The 19267-nt window shown below is 56.5% G+C and carries 19 protein-coding genes; 10 read left to right on the top strand and 9 right to left on the bottom strand.

Going from position 1 to position 19267, the window contains the following annotated elements; all coding sequences use genetic code 11:
• Positions 1 to 24: 24 nt before the first annotated feature.
• On the top strand, positions 25 to 3351 hold the full coding sequence (gene mscM / locus FNY10_RS16290; RefSeq protein ID WP_131049384.1) for a miniconductance mechanosensitive channel MscM: 3327 nt from the start codon (positions 25 to 27) through the stop codon (positions 3349 to 3351).
• 87 nt (positions 3352 to 3438) lie between these two features.
• Here mscM and epmA read toward each other — a convergent pair whose 3' ends face one another.
• A complete protein-coding gene (gene epmA, locus FNY10_RS16285; RefSeq protein ID WP_131049383.1) occupies positions 3439 to 4416 on the bottom strand; it encodes an elongation factor P--(R)-beta-lysine ligase in 978 nt (325 codons plus the stop codon).
• Between the two features lie 276 nt (positions 4417 to 4692).
• Here epmA and frdA point away from each other — a divergent pair, with 276 nt between their 5' ends.
• From frdA to FNY10_RS16260, 5 genes are all read left to right on the top strand, one after another.
• A complete protein-coding gene (frdA, locus tag FNY10_RS16280) occupies positions 4693 to 6483 on the top strand; it encodes a fumarate reductase (quinol) flavoprotein subunit (protein ID WP_131049382.1) in 1791 nt (596 codons plus the stop codon).
• Positions 6476 to 7210 (top strand): fumarate reductase iron-sulfur protein, encoded by a 735-nt coding sequence (frdB, locus tag FNY10_RS16275; RefSeq protein ID WP_131049381.1) that lies wholly within the window; start codon positions 6476 to 6478, stop codon positions 7208 to 7210. Before frdA ends, frdB begins: the two co-directional genes overlap by 8 nt.
• Before the next feature lie 10 nt (positions 7211 to 7220).
• Entirely contained in the window at positions 7221 to 7616 is a 396-nt protein-coding gene (gene frdC / locus FNY10_RS16270) for a fumarate reductase subunit FrdC (protein WP_100685749.1), read from the top strand.
• A gap of 10 nt (positions 7617 to 7626) precedes the next feature.
• Positions 7627 to 7986, top strand: coding sequence for a fumarate reductase subunit FrdD (frdD, locus tag FNY10_RS16265; protein ID WP_100685750.1), 360 nt, complete (start codon positions 7627 to 7629; stop codon positions 7984 to 7986).
• Between the two features lie 113 nt (positions 7987 to 8099).
• Entirely contained in the window at positions 8100 to 8630 is a 531-nt protein-coding gene (locus FNY10_RS16260) for a lipocalin family protein (RefSeq protein WP_100685751.1), read from the top strand.
• Here FNY10_RS16260 and sugE read toward each other — a convergent pair whose 3' ends face one another.
• The 4 genes from sugE to efp form a co-directional block, all read right to left on the bottom strand.
• Positions 8631 to 8948, bottom strand: coding sequence for a quaternary ammonium compound efflux SMR transporter SugE (gene sugE / locus FNY10_RS16255; RefSeq protein ID WP_100685752.1), 318 nt, complete (start codon positions 8946 to 8948; stop codon positions 8631 to 8633). It lies immediately after the preceding gene.
• 140 nt (positions 8949 to 9088) lie between these two features.
• On the bottom strand, positions 9089 to 9235 hold the full coding sequence (ecnB, locus tag FNY10_RS16250) for a lipoprotein toxin entericidin B (RefSeq protein WP_004097935.1): 147 nt from the start codon (positions 9233 to 9235) through the stop codon (positions 9089 to 9091).
• Positions 9236 to 9409: 174 nt separating this feature from the next.
• Positions 9410 to 9541 carry an entericidin A/B family lipoprotein gene (locus tag FNY10_RS16245; protein ID WP_100685753.1) on the bottom strand — a complete coding sequence of 44 codons (132 nt, stop codon included), beginning with the start codon at positions 9539 to 9541 and terminating at the stop codon, positions 9410 to 9412.
• A gap of 75 nt (positions 9542 to 9616) precedes the next feature.
• The gene (gene efp, locus FNY10_RS16240; RefSeq protein WP_100685754.1) at positions 9617 to 10183 is read right to left on the bottom strand and encodes an elongation factor P; all 567 of its coding nucleotides are present in this window, start codon (positions 10181 to 10183) and stop codon (positions 9617 to 9619) included.
• A gap of 40 nt (positions 10184 to 10223) precedes the next feature.
• Between efp and epmB the strand changes: the two genes are divergently transcribed.
• Positions 10224 to 11255, top strand: a complete 1032-nt coding sequence (gene epmB, locus FNY10_RS16235; protein WP_160702515.1) for an EF-P beta-lysylation protein EpmB — start codon at positions 10224 to 10226, stop codon at positions 11253 to 11255.
• 107 nt (positions 11256 to 11362) lie between these two features.
• Here epmB and FNY10_RS16230 read toward each other — a convergent pair whose 3' ends face one another.
• The 3 genes from FNY10_RS16230 to FNY10_RS16220 all read right to left on the bottom strand — a co-directional run bounded on the left by FNY10_RS16230 (position 11363) and on the right by FNY10_RS16220 (position 13948).
• Positions 11363 to 11716, bottom strand: a complete 354-nt coding sequence (locus tag FNY10_RS16230; RefSeq protein ID WP_100685756.1) for a DUF4156 domain-containing protein — start codon at positions 11714 to 11716, stop codon at positions 11363 to 11365.
• Between the two features lie 252 nt (positions 11717 to 11968).
• Positions 11969 to 13615 (bottom strand): chaperonin GroEL, encoded by a 1647-nt coding sequence (gene groL, locus FNY10_RS16225; RefSeq protein ID WP_100685757.1) that lies wholly within the window; start codon positions 13613 to 13615, stop codon positions 11969 to 11971.
• A 39-nt stretch (positions 13616 to 13654) separates the two neighbouring features.
• Positions 13655 to 13948, bottom strand: a complete 294-nt coding sequence (locus FNY10_RS16220) for a co-chaperone GroES (RefSeq protein ID WP_003855929.1) — start codon at positions 13946 to 13948, stop codon at positions 13655 to 13657.
• 230 nt (positions 13949 to 14178) lie between these two features.
• On the opposite strand from FNY10_RS16220, the gene yjeH reads away from it, so the two are divergent.
• On the top strand, positions 14179 to 15441 hold the full coding sequence (gene yjeH, locus FNY10_RS16215) for an L-methionine/branched-chain amino acid transporter (protein WP_160702517.1): 1263 nt from the start codon (positions 14179 to 14181) through the stop codon (positions 15439 to 15441).
• Positions 15442 to 15525: 84 nt separating this feature from the next.
• On the opposite strand, the gene FNY10_RS16210 is transcribed toward yjeH, so the two are convergent.
• The gene (locus FNY10_RS16210) at positions 15526 to 15996 is read right to left on the bottom strand and encodes an FxsA family protein (protein ID WP_131049377.1); all 471 of its coding nucleotides are present in this window, start codon (positions 15994 to 15996) and stop codon (positions 15526 to 15528) included.
• Positions 15997 to 16335: 339 nt separating this feature from the next.
• Between FNY10_RS16210 and aspA the strand changes: the two genes are divergently transcribed.
• Together aspA and FNY10_RS16200 are read left to right on the top strand one after the other, a co-directional pair.
• Positions 16336 to 17772 carry an aspartate ammonia-lyase gene (aspA, locus tag FNY10_RS16205; RefSeq protein WP_131049376.1) on the top strand — a complete coding sequence of 479 codons (1437 nt, stop codon included), beginning with the start codon at positions 16336 to 16338 and terminating at the stop codon, positions 17770 to 17772.
• Positions 17773 to 17889: 117 nt separating this feature from the next.
• A complete protein-coding gene (locus FNY10_RS16200; protein WP_131049375.1) occupies positions 17890 to 19191 on the top strand; it encodes an anaerobic C4-dicarboxylate transporter in 1302 nt (433 codons plus the stop codon).
• Positions 19192 to 19267 lie beyond the last annotated feature (76 nt).

Genomic DNA, 19267 nt, shown 5'->3' with positions numbered 1-19267 from the left:
TTGCTGACAAAAAAAGGTTACGCCGTGCGCCTGATATATATTTTCCTGCTGGCCTGGAGCCTCAGTCTGGGGGCGTACGCAGCGACAGCCCCCGATGCGAAACAGATCGCTCAGGAACTGGAACAGGCGAAGGCGGCAAAACCCGCTCAGCCTGGTACCGTTGAAGCGTTACAATCTGCGCTGAACGCGCTTGAGGAACGCAGCGCCTCCCTTGAGCGCGCGCGCCAGTATCAGCAGGTTATTGATAACTTCCCCAAGCTGTTCCAGACCCTGCGTTCGCAAATCAATAACCTGGCCGATGAACCGCGTCAGGTCTCAACCAGCCTCTCCACGGATGCGCTGAACCAGGAAATCCTGCAGGTCAGCAGTCAACTGCTCGAAGCCAGTCGCCAGGCCCAGCAGGAGCAAGAACGCGCCCGCGATATCGCCGATTCGCTTAACCAGCTTCCGCAGCAGCAGAGCGACGCGCGTCGCCAGCTCAATGAGGTTGAGCGCCGCGTCGGCGCGCAAACCAGCAATACGCCGCTGGCACAGGCCCAGAATCTGGGTCTGCAGGCGGAATCTGCGCGCCTGAAAGCGCTGGTCAACGAGCTGGATCTGGCCCAACTGTCAGCGAATAATCGTCAGGAGCTGTCGCGGATGCGCGGCGATCTGGCGCAGAAGCAGGGCAAGCTGCTCGACGGCTATCTGCAGGCGCTGCGTAATCAGCTTAATAGCCAGCGTCAGCGTGAAGCGGAAAAAGCGCTGGAAAGCACCGAGCTGCTGGCGGAGAACAGTGAAAACCTGCCGCCGGAGCTGGTGGCCCAGTTTAAAGTCAACCGCGAACTCTCGCAGGCGCTGAACCAGCAGGCCCAGCGTATGGATCTGGTAGCTTCGCAGCAGCGTCAGGCGGCCAACCAGACGCTGCAGGTGCGCCAGGCGCTGAATACCTTGCGCGAGCAGTCGCAGTGGCTGGGCTCCTCCAATCTGCTGGGCGAAGCCCTGCGCGCCCAGGTGGCCCGTCTGCCGGAAATACCGAAACCGCAGCAGCTGGATACCGAGATGGCGCAGCTGCGGGTGCAGCGTCTGCATTATGAGGATCTGCTTGGCAACCAGCCGCAGCTACGCCTGATTCACCAGGCGGACGGCGAACCACTCACCAGCGAACAAAACCGCATTCTGGAAGCGCAGCTGCGCACGCAAACTGAGTTGCTTAATTCGCTGCTGCAGGGCGGCGATACGCTGATCCTGGAACTGACCAAGCTGAAAGTCTCCAACGGCCAGCTTGAAGACGCGCTGAAAGAGATCAACGAAGCAACCCACCGCTATCTGTTCTGGACGTCGGATGTCAGCCCGATTGATTTTTCATGGCCGCTGGATATCGTCCATAATCTGCGCCGTCTGGTCTCTCTCGATACGATAAGCCAGCTGGGCAAGGCCAGCGCCATGATGTTAACCAGCAAGGAGACGCTGCTGCCGCTGTTTGGCGCGCTAATCCTGGTCGGCTTCAGCATCAGCTCGCGCCGCCACTTTACCCGCTTCCTCGAACGCTCCAGCGCCCGCGTCGGTAAAGTGACGCAGGATCATTTCTGGCTCACGCTGCGCACGGTGTTCTGGTCGATTCTGGTGGCCTCTCCCCTCCCCGTGCTGTGGATGACGCTGGGCTACGGTCTGCAATCGGCATGGCCCTACCCGCTGGCGGTCGCGATCGGCGAAAGCGTCACCGCCACGGTGCCGCTGCTGTGGGTGGTGATGGTTTGCGCCACCTTCGCGCGTCCAAACGGCCTGTTTATCGCGCATTTCGGCTGGCCGCGCAGTCGCGTCAGCAAAGCCATGCGCTACTACCTGATGAGCATCGGCCTGATCGTCCCGCTGATTATCGCGCTGATCATGTTTGATAATCTCAACGACCGCGAGTTTTCCGCTTCGCTCGGCCGTCTGTGCTTCCTGCTGATTTGCGGGGCACTGGCGCTGGTCACCCTGAGCCTGAAGCATGCCGGCATCCCGCTGTATCTCGATAAAAGCGGCAGCGGCGATAATATGGTTAACCGCATGCTGTGGAACCTGCTGCTCGGCGCGCCGTTAATCGCCATGCTGGCGGCGGCGATCGGCTATCTGGCCACCGCTCAGGCGCTGCTGGCCAGGCTGGAAACCTCCGTTGCTATCTGGTTCCTGCTGCTGGTGGTCTACCACATCATTCGCCGCTGGATGCTGATTCAGCGCCGCCGGCTGGCCTTCGATCGCGCCAAACATCGCCGGGCGGAAATCCTTGCCCAGCGCGCTCGCGGTGAAGATGACGTGGTGCATTCCAGCAGCCCGGAAGGTTCTGCGGAAATCGAAGTGAGCGAAGTCGATCTTGATGCTATCAGTACGCAGTCCCTGCGCCTGGTCCGTTCGCTGCTGATGCTGGTCGCGCTGGTCTCGGTGATCGTCCTGTGGTCAGAAATTCACTCCGCCTTCGGTTTCCTCGAAAATATCTCGTTGTGGGACGTCACCTCGACGGTGCAGGGCGTTGAAAGTCTGGAGCCGATTACCCTCGGCGCCGTGCTGATTGCCATCCTGGTGCTGATTATCACCACCCAGCTGGTGCGAAACCTCCCGGCGCTGCTGGAGCTGGCTATCCTGCAACACCTCGATCTCACCCCGGGGACCGGGTATGCCATCACCACCATTACCAAATATCTGCTGATGCTGATTGGCGGCCTGATGGGCTTCTCGATGATTGGGATTGAATGGGCGAAGCTGCAGTGGCTGGTCGCCGCGCTCGGCGTGGGGCTGGGCTTTGGTCTCCAGGAAATCTTCGCCAACTTTATCTCCGGCCTGATCATCCTGTTTGAAAAGCCGATACGTATTGGCGATACGGTGACGATCCGCGATCTGACCGGCAGCGTCACCCGCATCAATACCCGGGCAACCACCATCAGCGACTGGGACCGTAAAGAAATTATCGTGCCTAACAAGGCCTTTATCACCGAGCAGTTTATCAACTGGTCGCTCTCTGACTCGGTCACCCGCGTGGTGTTAACCATCCCGGCACCGGCAGATGCGAGTACGGAAGAAGTCACGCAGATCCTGATAGCCGCCGCCCACCGCTGTTCGCTGGTGATAGACACGCCAGCGCCGGAAGCGTTCCTCGTCGACCTGCAGCAGGGGATTCAGATTTTCGAGCTGCGTATCTACGCCGCCGAGATGGGGCATCGTATGCCGCTGCGCCACGAGCTACACCAGCTGATTCTGGCCGGCTATCGCGAACACGGTATCGATATGCCGTTCCCGCCGTTCCAGATGCGTCTGGAAAGCATCGATGGCAGAAAAAGCAGCCGCGCGCTGACCTCGGCAGGGAGATCCAGCCGCACGGCAGGGAGTCTGTAAGACGAATCGCGCCGGTGCGGCGCGCTATCCGTTAACCCATCGCCGCGCTTCCCTTAGCCCGTTTGCTAAGGGAAGCCGCCGGGCAAATCAGGCGCGATCGACGGTAAAGGCAATCACTTCGCTGATGCTTTCGGCACCCAATGCCAGCATCACCACGCGATCGACCCCCAGCGCGACGCCGGAACAGTCCGGCAGCCCGGCGGCCAGCGCATCCAGCAGATTCCGATCGATAGGCTGCTGCGGCAGACCGCGAGCGGCGCGTTTGCGGTTGTCCTGCTCGAAACGCTGCTGCTGTTCACGCGCGTCGGTCAGTTCGTGGAAACCATTCGCCAGCTCAATGCCCTTGTAATAGACCTCAAAACGCTCCGCCACGCGGTGATCTTCGGTGCTGATTTGCGCCAGAGACGCCTGGCTGGCCGGGAAGTGATAGACAAAGGTCGGGCGATCTTTACCAATATGTGGCTCGACGCCCATGGTAAACAGCAGCTGCAGCAAGGTATCCCGGTCTTCTTCCGTATCGGCAATATTACTCAGATCGAGCTTCGCCGCCGCCTCGCGCAGCTGCGTCTTATCGGCCGACAGCGGATCAAGCTCAAGGTGACGCAGGAACGCCTGCTGATAAGAGAGGCTTTCCGCCGGCTGGCACTCCAGTACCTGCTGCAGCAAGTCATCGACTTCGTTAATCAGACGGTACATGTCATAGCACGGACGATACCATTCCAGCATCGTGAATTCCGGATTGTGGTGCCGCCCCATCTCTTCATTGCGGAAGCTACGACACAGCTGGAATACCGGGCCACAGCCCGCGGCCAGCAGGCGCTTCATATGGTATTCCGGGCTGGTCATCAGATAGAGATCCATCCCCTGGGAATAGCCAGGGCCGACGAAACGGGTCTGGAACGGAAACAGGTGAATATCCGTCACCGTAGCCTGACTCATGCAAGGCGTCTCCACCTCCAGTACGCCGCGATCGCTAAAGAAACGGCGAATTTCCGCCATTATCGCCGCGCGTTTCAACAGGTTGGGAATGGACGCGCTCGGCTGCCAGGTTGCCGTCTCGCTCATGTTACTTTCTCCGATTTCATACAAGGGCACGAAGTCTACTCGTAACCGTCGGGTGAAACAAATTTTGTGCGAACCGGCGCTCCTGCGGCAGACGGGAAACCTGTTGCCGAAGAGAATTCATCACCAGAGCTGATAAACCAGCGTACATATTGACAAAAAAATCGAACACATCAATTTTCCCCACCAACCCTACGGCTATACTCCTTTACCTATAAAGGAGCAGTGATACTTTTTCGCCAGTCCGGCGGCGAAATAAACAAAAACTGGAGGAATGTCGTGCAAACTTTTCAAGCCGATCTTGCTGTTATTGGCGCTGGCGGAGCGGGTCTTCGCGCCGCTATTGCCGCGGCGCAGGCAAATCCACATGCCAAAATCGCACTGATTTCAAAAGTCTATCCCATGCGCAGCCATACCGTTGCAGCCGAGGGAGGTTCTGCTGCCGTTGCACAGGATCATGACAGCTTTGAGTACCATTTTCACGATACCGTCGCCGGCGGCGACTGGCTCTGCGAGCAGGATGTCGTCGATTACTTTGTCCACCACTGCCCCACGGAAATGACCCAGCTTGAGCAGTGGGGATGTCCGTGGAGCCGCCGTCCGGATGGTAGCGTCAACGTGCGCCGCTTCGGGGGGATGAAAATCGAACGCACGTGGTTTGCCGCCGATAAGACCGGCTTCCATATGCTGCATACCCTGTTCCAGACCTCCCTCCAGTTCCCGCAAATCCAACGCTTCGATGAACACTTCGTCCTCGACATTCTGGTCGACGATGGGCAGGCCCGTGGCCTGGTGGCGATGAACATGATGGAAGGTTCGCTGGTCCAAATCCGCGCCAACGCGGTGGTGCTGGCGACCGGCGGCGCGGGACGTGTCTATCGCTACAACACCAACGGCGGCATCGTCACCGGCGACGGAATGGGGATGGCGCTGAGCCACGGCGTACCGCTGCGCGATATGGAGTTTGTCCAGTATCACCCCACCGGCCTGCCGGGTTCCGGCATTCTGATGACCGAAGGCTGCCGCGGTGAAGGCGGTATTCTGGTCAACAAAAATGGCTACCGCTATCTGCAGGACTACGGCATGGGTCCGGAAACGCCGCTGGGCGAGCCTAAAAACAAATATATGGAGCTCGGTCCGCGCGACAAAGTCTCCCAGGCCTTCTGGCACGAATGGCGTAAAGGTAACACCATCCCGACGCCGCGCGGCGACGTGGTCTATCTCGACCTGCGTCATCTCGGTGAGAAAAAACTGCTTGAACGCCTGCCGTTTATCTGCGAGCTGGCTAAAGCCTATGTCGGCGTTGACCCGGTGAAAGAGCCGATTCCGGTCCGCCCGACCGCCCACTACACCATGGGCGGCATTGAAACCGACCAGCAGTGCGAAACGCGGATTAAAGGCCTGTTCGCGGTTGGAGAATGTTCTTCCGTCGGCCTGCATGGCGCCAACCGCCTCGGCTCCAACTCGCTGGCGGAACTGGTGGTCTTTGGTCGCCTCGCCGGTGAACAAGCCATAAAACGTGCAGCAGAAGCCGGGGAAGCCAACGTCAATGCGCTGGACGCGCAGGCTGCCGATGTAGAAAAACGTCTTAACCATCTCGTCAATCAGGAAGGTAACGAAAACTGGGCGAAAATTCGCGATGAAATGGGACTGTCGATGGAAGAAGGCTGCGGTATCTATCGCACGCCGGAGCTGATGCAGAAAACCATCGATAAGCTGGCGGAACTGCAGGAGCGCTTTAAGCGCGTGCGCATTACCGACAACTCCAGCGTCTTCAACACCGACCTGCTCTACACCATCGAACTGGGCCATGGCCTGAACGTCGCTGAATGTATGGCGCACTCCGCGATTGCACGTAAAGAGTCACGCGGTGCGCACCAGCGTCTGGATGAAGGCTGCACTGAACGTGATGATGTCAATTTCCTCAAACATACGCTGGCCTTCCGCGATGCGGATGGCACTACGCGCCTGCAATACGGCGAGGTGAAAATCACCTCTCTGCCGCCGGCGAAACGCGTATATGGCGCAGAAGCGGAAGCAGCCGAGAAGAAGGAGACGGCAAATGGCTGAGATGAAAAACCTCAAAATTGAAGTGGTGCGCTACAACCCGGAAGTGGACACCGCACCGCACAGCGCGTTCTATGAAGTGCCTTATGATGAACAAACCTCGTTGCTCGACGCACTGGGTTATATCAAAGATAACCTCGCGCCGGACCTCAGCTATCGCTGGTCCTGCCGCATGGCTATCTGCGGTTCCTGTGGGATGATGGTCAATAAAGTGCCGAAGCTGGCCTGTAAAACCTTCCTGCGCGAATACACCAGGGGCATTAAGGTTGAGGCGCTGGGCAACTTCCCGATTGAGCGCGATCTGGTGGTCGATATGACCCACTTTATCGAGAGTCTGGAGGCCATTAAGCCCTATATTATTGGCAACCCGCGCACACCGGATCAGGGGCCAAACAAACAAACCCCGGCGCAGATGGCCAAATACCATCAGTTTTCTGGCTGTATCAACTGCGGCCTGTGCTACGCCGCCTGCCCGCAGTTTGGTCTTAATCCGGAGTTTATCGGCCCGGCGGCCATCACCCTCGCCCATCGCTACAACGAAGACAGTCGCGACCATGGCAAGAAGGAGCGTATGGCGCAGCTTAACGGTCAGAACGGCGTCTGGACCTGTACCTTCGTAGGCTATTGCTCGGAAGTCTGTCCGAAGCATGTCGATCCGGCAGCCGCCATTCAGCAGGGCAAGGTAGAAAGCTCGAAAGACTTTCTTATCGCGACCCTGAAACCACGCTAAGGAGTGCATGATGACGACTAAACGCAAACCCTACGTGCGGCCGATGACGTCCACCTGGTGGAAAAAACTGCCGTTTTATCGCTTCTACATGGTGCGTGAAGGAACCGCAGTGCCAACGGTATGGTTCAGTATCGTGCTGATTTACGGTCTGTTTGCCCTGAAAAATGGCGCAGAAAGCTGGGCTGGCTATGTCGGTTTCCTGCAAAACCCGGTGGTGGTGATCCTGAATCTGATCACTCTTGGCGCCGCGCTGCTGCACACGAAAACCTGGTTTGAGCTGGCGCCGAAAGCCGCCAGTATCATTATTAAGGGTGAAAAAATGGGGCCAGAGCCGGTGATTAAAGGGCTTTGGGTGGTGACCGCGCTGGTGACCGTGGTGATCCTGTTTGTTGCCCTGTTGTGGTAAGGAGGCTGAAATGATCAATCCCAACCCGAAACGTTCCGATGAACCGGTATTCTGGGGGCTGTTTGGCGCAGGCGGTATGTGGGGCGCGATTGTTGCGCCGGTCATGGTGCTGCTGGTCGGCATTCTGCTGCCGCTAGGCCTGGCGCCAGGCGATGCATTCAGCTACGAGCGCGTGCTGGGCTTTGCCCAGAGCCTGGTGGGCCGCGCGTTTATCTTTCTGATGATCGTCCTGCCGCTGTGGTGTGGGCTACACCGCATCCATCACGCCATGCACGACCTGAAAATTCACGTTCCGAATGGTAAGTGGGTCTTCTACGGCCTGGCCGCGATCCTGACCGTGGTGACGCTGATTGGCGTGTTATTTATTTAACCTCCCTGAAGCCCGATAGCATTCTGTTATCGGGCTCTCTTTTGCAGAAAATATCCCCCGCTTTTCTCCCGACAGAATCTACACTTAGCTAAAAAACCAGCAAGGAAAATGCTATGCGTGTGCTGCCCATGATTGCGGTTGTTGCCGCCTCGTTTCTGCTTGTTGCCTGTAGCACGCCAACGCCGCCGCCAGGCGTGACGGTAGTCAGTCCATTTGATACCCAGCGCTATCTTGGCACCTGGTATGAAATAGCCCGCTTCGACCATCATTTTGAAAGCGGCCTTGAAAAAGTGACCGCCACCTACAGCCTGCGCGACGATGGCGGACTGGACGTGGTGAATAAAGGCTATAACCCCGACCGGGGTGTGTGGCAGAAAACCGATGGCGTGGCCTACTTCACCGGCCAGCCGACCCGCGCAGCGCTGAAAGTCTCCTTTTTCGGCCCGTTCTACGGCGGCTACAACGTGATAGCCCTGGATAAAGATTATCGCTATGCGCTGGTCTGCGGGCCAGACCGCGATTATCTCTGGCTGCTGGCGCGCACGCCGAAAATAGCACCGGAAGTGAAACAGCAGATGCTGGACATTGCCACCCGACAGGGCTTCGACGTCAGCAAACTTATCTGGGTTAACCAGCGCTATTAGTCAGTGCGCGCTGATTTTCAGCCCGATAATACCGACAACGATGCACGCCAGGCTGGCAATACGCATGGCGCTGGCGGATTCGCCCAGCAGGACTATGCCGGCGAGCGCCGCGCCTACCGCGCCAATTCCCGTCCACACCGCATAGGCGGTGCCGACAGGCAGCGTTTTCATCGCCCATGACAGCAGCGCCATGCTAAGTACCATAGCCACAATGGTGATCACGCCTGGCAGCAGGCGGCTAAAACCGTGGGTGTATTTCAGACCAACCGCCCAGACCACTTCCAGCAGACCGGCGATAAACAAAATAAACCAGGACACAGGACTCCCTCGATGGGGCCGTCCCCGAATGCGATACGCTTACAGGTCGTCCCGTAAGGTGTGGATGAAAGCACAGAGATTATAGCCAGCAGAACGAACGATGAAAAGAACGGTACGGCCAGTCACCGTACCGTCAGGGTCTATTGCTGAGCTTTTGTCGCAGCCCCAGAAATGGCACTGCCGCCTTCTGAAATATCCTGGCCCACACCACGTGTTGTATTACATGCGGTCAGCACAGAAGAGAGGGCCAAAACCGTAAAGAACGCTGCAATTGCTTTTTTCACCATAATGTCATCCTTATTACCAGTTTTAGTTATCGTGCCCTATAAGCATAGACAACCTGACCCAGGATGACGGAATCTCAGCGTTTTTTAAGAGAAAAAGAGAAGATGACACGGCAGGTGTAAGCGAAACGGTGCAGCAAGGTGGCCATGTAGCAAAAAGAACGGGAAAAAAAGCGCTTAGCTGACCGCACGCGAAATCGCATGTCCCAGCCCCTGGATGTCTTCACCAACGCCGCGCGCGGTATTGCATCCGGTGAGCAACATTGCGCTCAGAGAGAGCAGCAGCAGCAGTTTTATCGCGTTGTTCATCTTCCCTGCCTGCGGTTTGCTTAACGGCTTATAGCAGGCGCAGCAGCGTGCTGCGCCAACTCTGTATGGCATGAATTACTTCACGCGGGATACGTATTCGCCAGAGCGGGTATCCACTTTGATGACTTCGCCAATCTGCACGAACAGCGGAACTTTAACCACTGCGCCAGTAGACAGCGTCGCCGGTTTACCGCCGGTACCTGCGGTATCACCTTTCAGACCTGGATCGGTTTCCACGATTTCCAGCTCAACGAAGTTCGGCGGGGTGACGGAGATAGGCTGACCGTTCCACAGGGTCACGATGCACTCAGCCTGATCCAGCAGCCATTTTGCGTTATCACCTACGGCTTTCCCATCGGCAGCCAGCTGCTCGAAAGTGGAGTTATTCATGAAGTGATAGAACTCACCGTCGTTGTACAGGTAGGTCAGGTTCATATCCACAACGTCTGCGCCTTCGGCGGAATCGGTAGATTTGAAGGTTTTCTCTACGCGAGTTCCGGTCAGCAGACGGCGCAGCTTAACGCGCGCAAAAGCCTGGCCTTTGCCTGGTTTCACGAATTCACTGGCTTCAACGGCATAAGGTTCGCCGTCCATCATGATTTTAAGACCGGCACGAAAATCGTTGCTATAGTAAGTCGCCATAAGGCCCTCTAAATTTGTTAATTGGTAGCTAAGCCACAAAATGGCGCATATTGTAACCCTAAATACCCCATCCAGAGAAGATTGGTTAACGCAACTTGCAGATGTTGTGACCAGTCCCGATGAACTGCTGCATCTTTTAAATGTAGACGCTGACGCGAACTTGCTGGCGGGACGCGAGGCAAAGCGCCTCTTCGCCCTGCGCGTGCCGCGGGCATTTATCGCCCGCATGGAGCCGGGAAACCCCAACGATCCCCTGCTTCGTCAGGTACTTACCTCGCAAGATGAGTTTATTTCAGCGCCGGGGTTTTCCACCGATCCGCTGGAGGAACAGCACAGCGTCGTACCCGGTCTGCTGCATAAATACCGCAACCGGGCGCTGCTGCTGGTCAAGGGCGGCTGCGCGGTAAATTGCCGCTATTGCTTCCGCAGACACTTCCCTTATGCCGAAAATCAAGGCAATAAGCGTAACTGGCAGGCGGCGCTGGCGTACATTGCCGAACATCCGCAGCTCGATGAGATCATTTTTTCCGGCGGCGATCCGCTGATGGCAAAAGATCATGAGCTGGACTGGCTGCTCACCCAGCTGGAAGCGATCCCGCACATTAAGCGTCTGCGCATTCACAGTCGCCTGCCTGTGGTCATCCCGGCGCGGATTACCGATGCGCTGGCCGCTCGCTTTGCCAGCTCCTCGCTGCAGGTGCTGCTGGTCAATCATATCAACCACGCCAATGAGATCGACGCTGATTTCCGCGCCGCGATGGCGAGTTTGCGCCAGGCCGGCGTCACGCTGTTGAATCAAAGCGTTCTGCTGCGCGGCGTCAACGACAATGCACACACGCTGGCCGCGCTGAGCAATGCCCTGTTCGATGCGGGCGTCATGCCCTATTACCTGCATGTGCTGGATAAAGTCCAGGGCGCGGCCCATTTTATGGTCGAAGACGAAGAGGCCCGGGCGATTATGCGCGAACTGCTGACTCTGGTTTCAGGTTATATGGTGCCAAGACTGGCGCGGGAAATCGGCGGTGAGTCAAGTAAGACGCCGCTGGATTTGGGCTTAAAGCAACATGCGTGAAAAGGTCTGCCGGGGAAAGCTGGCAGACCTTCGATTCACAGACTGACTGAACGCGCGGAGATAGCCCGGGTCCCTTTTACCCTCGACGGGAGAGGCCCGGAATCAAATCAGTTCGGGCACTTATAGACCTGGCCGTTCATTTCGCTGTCGGTCGGCACAAAGCTCGACAGCAGGTTCTGCGTCGGGCTGCTCACGCCATAAATCACGTTGCCGCCCATCGCCGCAGCCTGGTTGCGCAGCGCGTTTGCCGCGCCACGCATGGAGCCGCCTTCGTCACCGTTATGCCCGGACAGCCAGTTGCTCTGCTTGCCCGTCGCGGTCCCCAACAGCTGGCAATCCGCACCCGGCTTATCTTCAACAAAGCGTACGCTCTGTCCGCCTGAGCTCAGTTCGTTGCTGGAACTGCAACCCGCTAACAATAATGCTGCGCCGACAATCCCTGCTAAATATCTTACCTGCATGTTATTCCCCATGATCAATGAGCTGGACGCGCTGGCCCGGATGTACACCTTATACTAAAAAGCTGAGAAAAAGAAAAACCCCCGAGCATTTCTGCCCGGGGGTTTCTCATTTTTTGCGCGATGCTGATTTAATCGAATAATTCAGGTCGCAGGCAAGCGGCAAGTCTATGATTCCCAGGGAGCTTACATGAGTAAGTGACCGGGTGAATAAACGCAGCCAACGCACCTGCGGCTTGAAGTATGAAGATTAAATTACATCATGCCGCCCATACCACCCATGCCGCCCATACCGCCAGCAGCGCCTAAGTCAGGGGCGTCGCTTTTCGGCAGGTCAGTAACCATGCACTCGGTGGTGATCATCAGACCAGCAACGGATGCGGCGTACTGCAGAGCAGAACGGGTCACTTTAGTCGGGTCGAGGATACCGAAGTCGATCATGTTGCCGTATTCTTCAGTTGCCGCGTTATAACCGTAGTTGCCTTCACCCGCTTTCACGTTGTTAGCAACTACAGACGGTTCTTCGCCGGCGTTGGACACGATCTGACGCAGCGGAGCTTCCATTGCGCGCAGCGCAACTTTGATACCGACGTTCTGATCTTCGTTCTGAGCGGTCAGGCCAGCCAGTTTAGCGGCAACGCGAACCAGCGCTACGCCACCACCCGCAACCACGCCTTCTTCTACCGCAGCACGGGTTGCGTGCAGGGCATCGTCAACGCGCGCTTTTTTCTCTTTCATTTCAACTTCGGTCGCTGCACCGACTTTGATTACCGCAACACCGCCAGCCAGTTTCGCTACGCGCTCCTGCAGTTTTTCACGGTCGTAGTCAGAAGTCGCTTCTTCGATCTGCTTACGGATCTGAGCAACGCGGCCCTGAATTGCGCCTTCTTCACCCACGCCATCGATGATGGTGGTGGTGTCTTTGTTGATGACAACGCGTTTCGCCTGACCCAGGTCTTCCAGAGTCGCTTTTTCCAGCTCCATACCGATCTCTTCAGAGATAACGGTACCGCCGGTCAGGGTCGCGATATCCTGCAGCATCGCTTTACGACGGTCGCCAAAGCCCGGAGCTTTAACAGCAGCGACTTTCACGATACCGCGCATGGTGTTGACCACCAGAGTTGCCAGCGCTTCGCCTTCAACGTCTTCAGCGATGATAACCAGCGGTTTGCCTGCTTTCGCAACGGCTTCCAGAACCGGCAGCATTTCGCGGATGTTGGAGACTTTTTTGTCAGCCAGCAGGATGAACGGGCTTTCCAGTTCAACAGCGCCAGTTTCCGGCTTGTTGATGAAGTACGGGGACAGGTAGCCGCGGTCGAACTGCATACCTTCAACCACGTCCAGTTCGTCTTCCAGACCGGTACCGTCTTCAACGGTGATCACGCCTTCTTTACCGACTTTGTCCATCGCTTCCGCGATCAGTTTACCTACGGTTTCATCGGAGTTAGCGGAGATGGTACCCACCTGGGCAATCGCTTTAGAGTCGGAGCACGGTACGGACAGAGTTTTCAGTTCTTCAACGGCAGCCACGACAGCTTTGTCGATACCGCGTTTCAGATCCATCGGGTTCATGCCAGCAGCAACGGCTTTCAGACCTTCTGCGATGATAGCCTGAGCCAGTACGGTTGCAGTGGTGGTACCGTCGCCTGCAGCGTCGTTCGCTTTAGAGGCAACTTCTTTCACCATCTGCGCACCCATGTTTTCGAACTTGTCTTCCAGCTCGATTTCACGCGCTACGGAAACACCATCTTTGGTGATGGTCGGTGCACCGAAAGATTTATCCAGAACCACGTTACGGCCTTTCGGGCCCAGGGTCACTTTCACTGCATCTGCCAGTACGTTCACGCCGCGCAGCATTTTTACACGAGCGTCATTACCGAATTTTACGTCTTTAGCTGCCATTTTTTCTATTCCTCAAATTCGTTCAGTTTCGCGCGCGAATTACGCTTCAACAATTGCCAGAATGTCGCTTTCAGACATGATCAGCACTTCTTCATTGTCGATTTTTTCAGATTTCACACCGTAGCCGTCGTTGAAAATAACGATGTCGCCAACTTTAACGTCCAGCGGCTGCACAGTGCCGTTTTCCAGGATGCGGCCCTTACCGACAGCGATGATTTCGCCACGAGTTGATTTGGCTGCCGCAGAACCGGTCAGAACGATGCCGCCTGCAGATTTGGTTTCAACTTCTTTACGTTTGACGATCACACGATCATGTAACGGACGAATACTCATTGATAGCTCTCCTTTGAGAAAGTCATTATCAGTTATGGGTGACACCGGCCCGTATACGGTTTTCCGGCTAGTGCCTGAGAGATGGGGGTGGGTTTTCGCGCTTCAAGGGGGAAAGTTAAAAAAAATTTTTCCTTGTGTGCTGACGCACAGAAACAGCTGCGGGTCTGCCCACCGTCATAAGCAAAAACGATTGTGATACCATTGCTTTTTTGTCAGGGCAGGATGGCATTATGAGTGGTTTAAAACAGGAGTTAGGTCTGGCTCAGGGAGTGGGGCTGCTTTCTACGTCGCTGCTCGGCACCGGCGTCTTCGCCGTTCCCGCTCTTGCCGCGCTGGTGGCGGGAGATAACAGTCTGTGGGCCTGGCCCGCGCTCATTCTGCTGGTCTTCCCGATCGCCATCGTCTTTGCCGTACTTGGCCGCCATTTCCCCAGCGCGGGCGGCGTGGCGCACTTCGTCAATATGGCGTTTGGTTCACGTATGGAACGCGTTACCGGCTGGCTATTTTTGTCGGTTATCCCGGTAGGGTTACCCGCCGCCCTGCACATCGCTACTGGCTTCGGCCAGGCGCTATTTGGCTGGCACGACAGCCAGCTGCTGCTTGCGGAGCTGGGTACGCTGGCCATCGTCTGGTGGGTCGGGTCGCGCGGCGCAAGCTCCAGCGCCAATCTACAAACGCTGGTCGCGGCCCTCATCGTCGCGCTGATCGTCGCTATCTGGTGGCGCGGCGGGATTAGCCCGGCGCAAATCCCTTTTCCGGCGCCGGAAGACATCGATAGTTCACAGCTTTTCTCCGCCCTGTCGGTGATGTTCTGGTGTTTTGTCGGTCTTGAAGCCTTTGCCCATCTGGCAGCGGAATTTAAACGCCCGGAGCGCGATTTCCCCCGCGCATTGTTGATAGGCCTGCTGCTGGCGGGCTCCGTTTACTGGGCCTGTACCGTACTGGTCCTGCATTTTCACGCCTTCGGCGACCATATGGCCGCCGCCGCATCGCTGCCTAATATCGTGGTGCGCCTGTTTGGTGTGCAGGCGCTGTGGATCGCCTGCGTCATTGGCTATCTCGCCTGCTTCGCCAGCCTCAATATCTATATCCAGAGCTTTGCCCGCCTGGTCTGGTCGCAGGCGCAGTACAAACCGGAAAGCTACCTCGCCCGCCTTTCGCCGCAGCAAATCCCACGCAATGCGCTCAACGTCGTGCTGGGCTGCTGTGTCATCAGCACGCTCGGCATCTACTGGCTGGATATCAACCTTGATGCGCTGATCGTCTATGCCAACGGCATCTTCATTATGATTTATCTGCTGTGTATGCTGGCGGGCTGCCGGTTGCTGCGGGGACGCTATCGGATGCTGGCGCTCATCGGGAGCCTGCTCTGTCTGCTGTTGCTGGCGATGGTCGGCTGGAAAAGCCTCTACGCCCTGCTGGTTATGGCGGCGCTGTGGCTATGGCTGCCAAAGCGCCGTACGGCGGCGCTTCCCCACCATCATCGTCACTAAAACATGCCATAAAAAAAGCCGGACAGCGCAACGCAATCCGGCTCATCATTATTAATTAGCGCCGCGTCAGCGCGGCCCGCAGGCTTAGCGGTCGTCTTTGTGATCCAGACGGTCGCGCTCTTCATCTTTGCGCTGATACTCCCCGTCAAAGGTCTCACCGCCTCCGGTTCCCGCGCTAAAACCGCCGCCTGGCATCCGGCTAAAGCGCAGGTGCGGCATCAGCTTCAGGGTCAGGTGTTTTTGCACCGGCGGCAGCAGGAGCAGCAGGCCGAGGAAATCGGTAAAGAACCCCGGCAGCAAGAGCAGCAGGCCAGCGATAATCAGCGATACGCTTTTAATCATTTCTGCCGCCGGGCTTTCACCCGCCGCCATTTTCTGCTGCATCAGCATAAAGTTTTTAAAGCCCTGGTTGCGCACCAGCGACATACCGACCACCGAGCTGAAGATAACCAGAATCAGCGTCAACAGAACGCCGAGCACGTGAGCCACCTGGATAAAGATCGATATCTCAATGTAAACGTATAAAAAAATGGCAATTAACGGAATCCAACGCACTGGCGTCTCCTTCATTAGCGGGGTTCACTATCGGCCCCCGCAGTCATCGGTGTGCTTTTCGCATCACATTAATATTGGGCTAAAACGGCACATTTCAATCGGCAGAAACGCTTATTTTTTTCCACGAACGGCAAAGCGGTGACTCATTTCACAGATTAATAATTCTTATACTCTTCTCGACATAATAAGTGATCAAGGTTGCTGACATTCGCTATCATCAGCATATGATCGTGGGCACCGGGCCGATTAAGGAAATAATCTTCGGCAAGAAAATGCGCAAAACCCCATAAATTCTGCGTGTTTGGTGAATTCATTGGCAGCTTGAAAAAGAAGGTTCACATGTTAAACAACATTCGTATCGAAGAAGATCTGTTGGGTACCAGGGAAGTTCCAGCTGACGCCTACTATGGTGTTCATACTCTGAGAGCGATTGAAAACTTCTACATCAGCAATAGCAAAATCAGCGATATCCCGGAGTTCGTGCGCGGCATGGTGATGGTCAAAAAGGCCGCCGCGATGGCCAACATGGAACTGCAAACCATCCCTAAAAGCGTCGCGAAGACCATTATTGCCGCCTGTGATGAAGTGCTGAATAACGGTAAATGCATGGACCAGTTCCCGGTTGATGTGTTCCAGGGCGGCGCAGGGACTTCCGTCAACATGAACACCAACGAAGTGCTGGCCAACATTGGCCTTGAGCTGATGGGCCATCAGAAAGGCGAATACCAGTATCTGAACCCGAACGACCACGTTAACAAATGCCAGTCCACCAACGATGCCTACCCGACCGGTTTCCGTATTGCGGTTTATGCCTCCCTGCTGAAATTAACCGACGCCATCAACCAGCTGGGCGACGGCTTCCAGAATAAAGCCGTCGAATTCCAGGATATCCTGAAAATGGGTCGCACCCAGCTGCAGGACGCCGTGCCGATGACGCTCGGCCAGGAGTTCCACGCATTTAATGTTCTGCTGAATGAAGAAATCAAAAGCATTCTGCGCACCGGAGAGCTGCTGCTCGAAGTTAACCTCGGCGCCACCGCCATCGGTACGCGCCTGAATACGCCGGATGGCTACCAGCAGCTGGCGGTACAAAAACTGGCGGAAGTCAGCGGCCTGCCGGTGATTCCGGCGGAAGACCTGATTGAAGCCACCTCCGATTGCGGCGCCTATGTGATGGTACATAGCTCGCTGAAACGTCTGGCGGTGAAACTGTCCAAAATCTGTAACGACCTGCGCCTGCTCTCTTCCGGCCCGCGCGCCGGTCTGAATGAAATCAACCTGCCGGAGCTGCAGGCAGGTTCCTCCATCATGCCAGCCAAAGTGAACCCGGTGGTGCCGGAAGTGGTCAACCAGGTTTGCTTTAAAGTTATCGGCAACGACACCACGGTGACCATGGCGTCGGAAGCCGGTCAGCTGCAGCTTAACGTGATGGAGCCGGTGATCGGCCAGGCGATGTTTGAATCCATCCACATTCTGACCAACGCCTGCTACAACCTGCTGGAAAAATGCGTTAACGGCATCACCGCCAACAAAGCGGTGTGCGAAGGCTATGTGTATAACTCCATCGGTATCGTCACCTACCTCAACCCGTTTATCGGCCACCACAATGGCGATATCGTCGGCAAAATTTGCGCCGAAACCGGCAAGAGCGTAAGGGAAGTGGTTCTGGAGCGTGGATTGCTGACCGAAGCGGAGCTGGACGATATTTTCTCTCCGCAAAACCTGATGCATCCGGCCTATAAAGCGAAGCGTTATACCGATGAAAGCGAACAGTAATCTTTCAGGTTAAACGACCCAAAGGCATGTCAGCGATGACATGCCTTTTTTGCTTTTTTAGATTTACCAAATCACAACAATTCAATATCAACTTGTTAAAAAACAAGGAAGGCGTATATGTTTGGTGCAGAACTCGTGATTGTCCTGCTGGCGATTTACCTTGGGGCCAGGCTCGGCGGTATCGGCATCGGCTTTGCCGGTGGTCTGGGCGTTCTCGTCCTGACGCTCCTCTTTCAAATCAAGCCTGGCGCGATCCCCTTCGACGTCATCGAAATCATCATGGCGGTGATCGCCGCTATTGCCGCCATGCAGGTGGCCGGCGGCATGGATTATCTGGTCAGCCTTGCCGAACGTATGCTCAGACGCCATCCGAAATACATTACCTTCCTTGCTCCGCTGGTCACCTGGTTTATGACCGTTCTCGCGGGAACCGGCCATACCGCGTTCTCTACCCTACCGGTGATTACCGAGGTCGCGAAGGAGCAGGGCATTCGCCCGTCTCGTCCGCTCTCTATCGCCGTCGTCGCCTCGCAGATTGCCATTACCGCCTCGCCGATTTCCGCTGCGGTGGTCTTTTTTGCCGGGATCCTCGAACCGCTGGGCGTGAGCTATCTGACGCTGCTGGCCATCTGTATTCCGGTGACGCTGATTGCGGTGATGATCACGGCGGTAGTGTGTAACTTCCTCGGCTGCGAACTGAAAGACGACCCGATTTATCAGGAGCGCCTGGCAAAAGGTGAAGTGAAGCTGCGCGGGAGCCAGGTATTTGAGCTGAAGCCGCATGCCAAACGTTCCGTCCTGCTGTTCCTGATCGGCATCGTGGCGGTCATGTTCTACGCCACCGCCATCAGCGATACCGTCGGGCTGATTCAGAACCCGGTGCTGCCGCGTAACGAAGCGATCGTGGTGTTCATGCTGACCATCGCCACGCTGATTAGCGTCACCTGTAAAATCGACACCAGCGAAGTGCTCAACGCCAGCACCTTTAAATCCGGGATGAGCGCCTGCGTCTGCGTGCTGGGCGTCGCCTGGCTCGGCGATACCTTCGTCAAAGCGCATATCTCCGACATCCAGACCGTGGCCGGCGATCTGCTGCACAACTATCCGTGGCTGCTGGCGGTGGTGCTGTTTTTCGCCGCGACCCTGCTCTATTCCCAGGCCGCAACCACCAAAGCGCTGATGCCGGCGGCGCTGCTGCTTGGCGTCACCCCGCTGACCGCTATCGCCTCGTTTGCTGCCGTCTCCGCGCTGTTCGTGCTGCCGACCTACCCTACGCTGCTGGCGGCGGTAGAAATGGACGATACCGGATCAACGCGCATCGGCAAGTATGTCTTTAACCATGCGTTCCTGATCCCCGGGGTGATTGCCATTACCCTGTGCGTCATCCTGGGCTTTATTATCGGCGGCATCATGCTGTAAATCTGCTTAAATTCGGGCCAGTTTCTGGCCCGTTGCATTATTCCCCTCACCGTGCGTGCTATAGTGCCTCTTTTCG

This window comes from Klebsiella sp. Lac1 (assembly GCF_009825425.1).
Lineage (GTDB): Bacteria > Pseudomonadota > Gammaproteobacteria > Enterobacterales > Enterobacteriaceae > Klebsiella > Klebsiella electrica.
The sequence above is the reverse complement of the archived record's forward strand: the minus strand, read 5'-3'. Positions and strand labels throughout refer to the sequence as shown.

Bases quoted from the DNA above. Each gene is read 5' to 3' on its own strand.
- epmA (WP_131049383.1), bottom strand. From the start codon at position 4,416: ATGAGCGAGACGGCAACCTGGCAGCCGAGCGCGTCCATTCCCAACCTG.
- frdB (WP_131049381.1), top strand. From the start codon at position 6,476: ATGGCTGAGATGAAAAACCTCAAAATTGAAGTGGTGCGCTACAACCCG.
- frdC (WP_100685749.1), top strand. From the start codon at position 7,221: ATGACGACTAAACGCAAACCCTACGTGCGGCCGATGACGTCCACCTGG.
- frdD (WP_100685750.1), top strand. From the start codon at position 7,627: ATGATCAATCCCAACCCGAAACGTTCCGATGAACCGGTATTCTGGGGG.
- FNY10_RS16260 (WP_100685751.1), top strand. From the start codon at position 8,100: ATGCGTGTGCTGCCCATGATTGCGGTTGTTGCCGCCTCGTTTCTGCTT.
- ecnB (WP_004097935.1), bottom strand. From the start codon at position 9,235: ATGGTGAAAAAAGCAATTGCAGCGTTCTTTACGGTTTTGGCCCTCTCT.
- FNY10_RS16245 (WP_100685753.1), bottom strand. From the start codon at position 9,541: ATGAACAACGCGATAAAACTGCTGCTGCTGCTCTCTCTGAGCGCAATG.
- efp (WP_100685754.1), bottom strand. From the start codon at position 10,183: ATGGCGACTTACTATAGCAACGATTTTCGTGCCGGTCTTAAAATCATG.
- epmB (WP_160702515.1), top strand. From the start codon at position 10,224: ATGGCGCATATTGTAACCCTAAATACCCCATCCAGAGAAGATTGGTTA.
- FNY10_RS16230 (WP_100685756.1), bottom strand. From the start codon at position 11,716: ATGCAGGTAAGATATTTAGCAGGGATTGTCGGCGCAGCATTATTGTTA.
- groL (WP_100685757.1), bottom strand. From the start codon at position 13,615: ATGGCAGCTAAAGACGTAAAATTCGGTAATGACGCTCGTGTAAAAATG.
- FNY10_RS16220 (WP_003855929.1), bottom strand. From the start codon at position 13,948: ATGAGTATTCGTCCGTTACATGATCGTGTGATCGTCAAACGTAAAGAA.
- yjeH (WP_160702517.1), top strand. From the start codon at position 14,179: ATGAGTGGTTTAAAACAGGAGTTAGGTCTGGCTCAGGGAGTGGGGCTG.
- aspA (WP_131049376.1), top strand. From the start codon at position 16,336: ATGTTAAACAACATTCGTATCGAAGAAGATCTGTTGGGTACCAGGGAA.
- FNY10_RS16200 (WP_131049375.1), top strand. From the start codon at position 17,890: ATGTTTGGTGCAGAACTCGTGATTGTCCTGCTGGCGATTTACCTTGGG.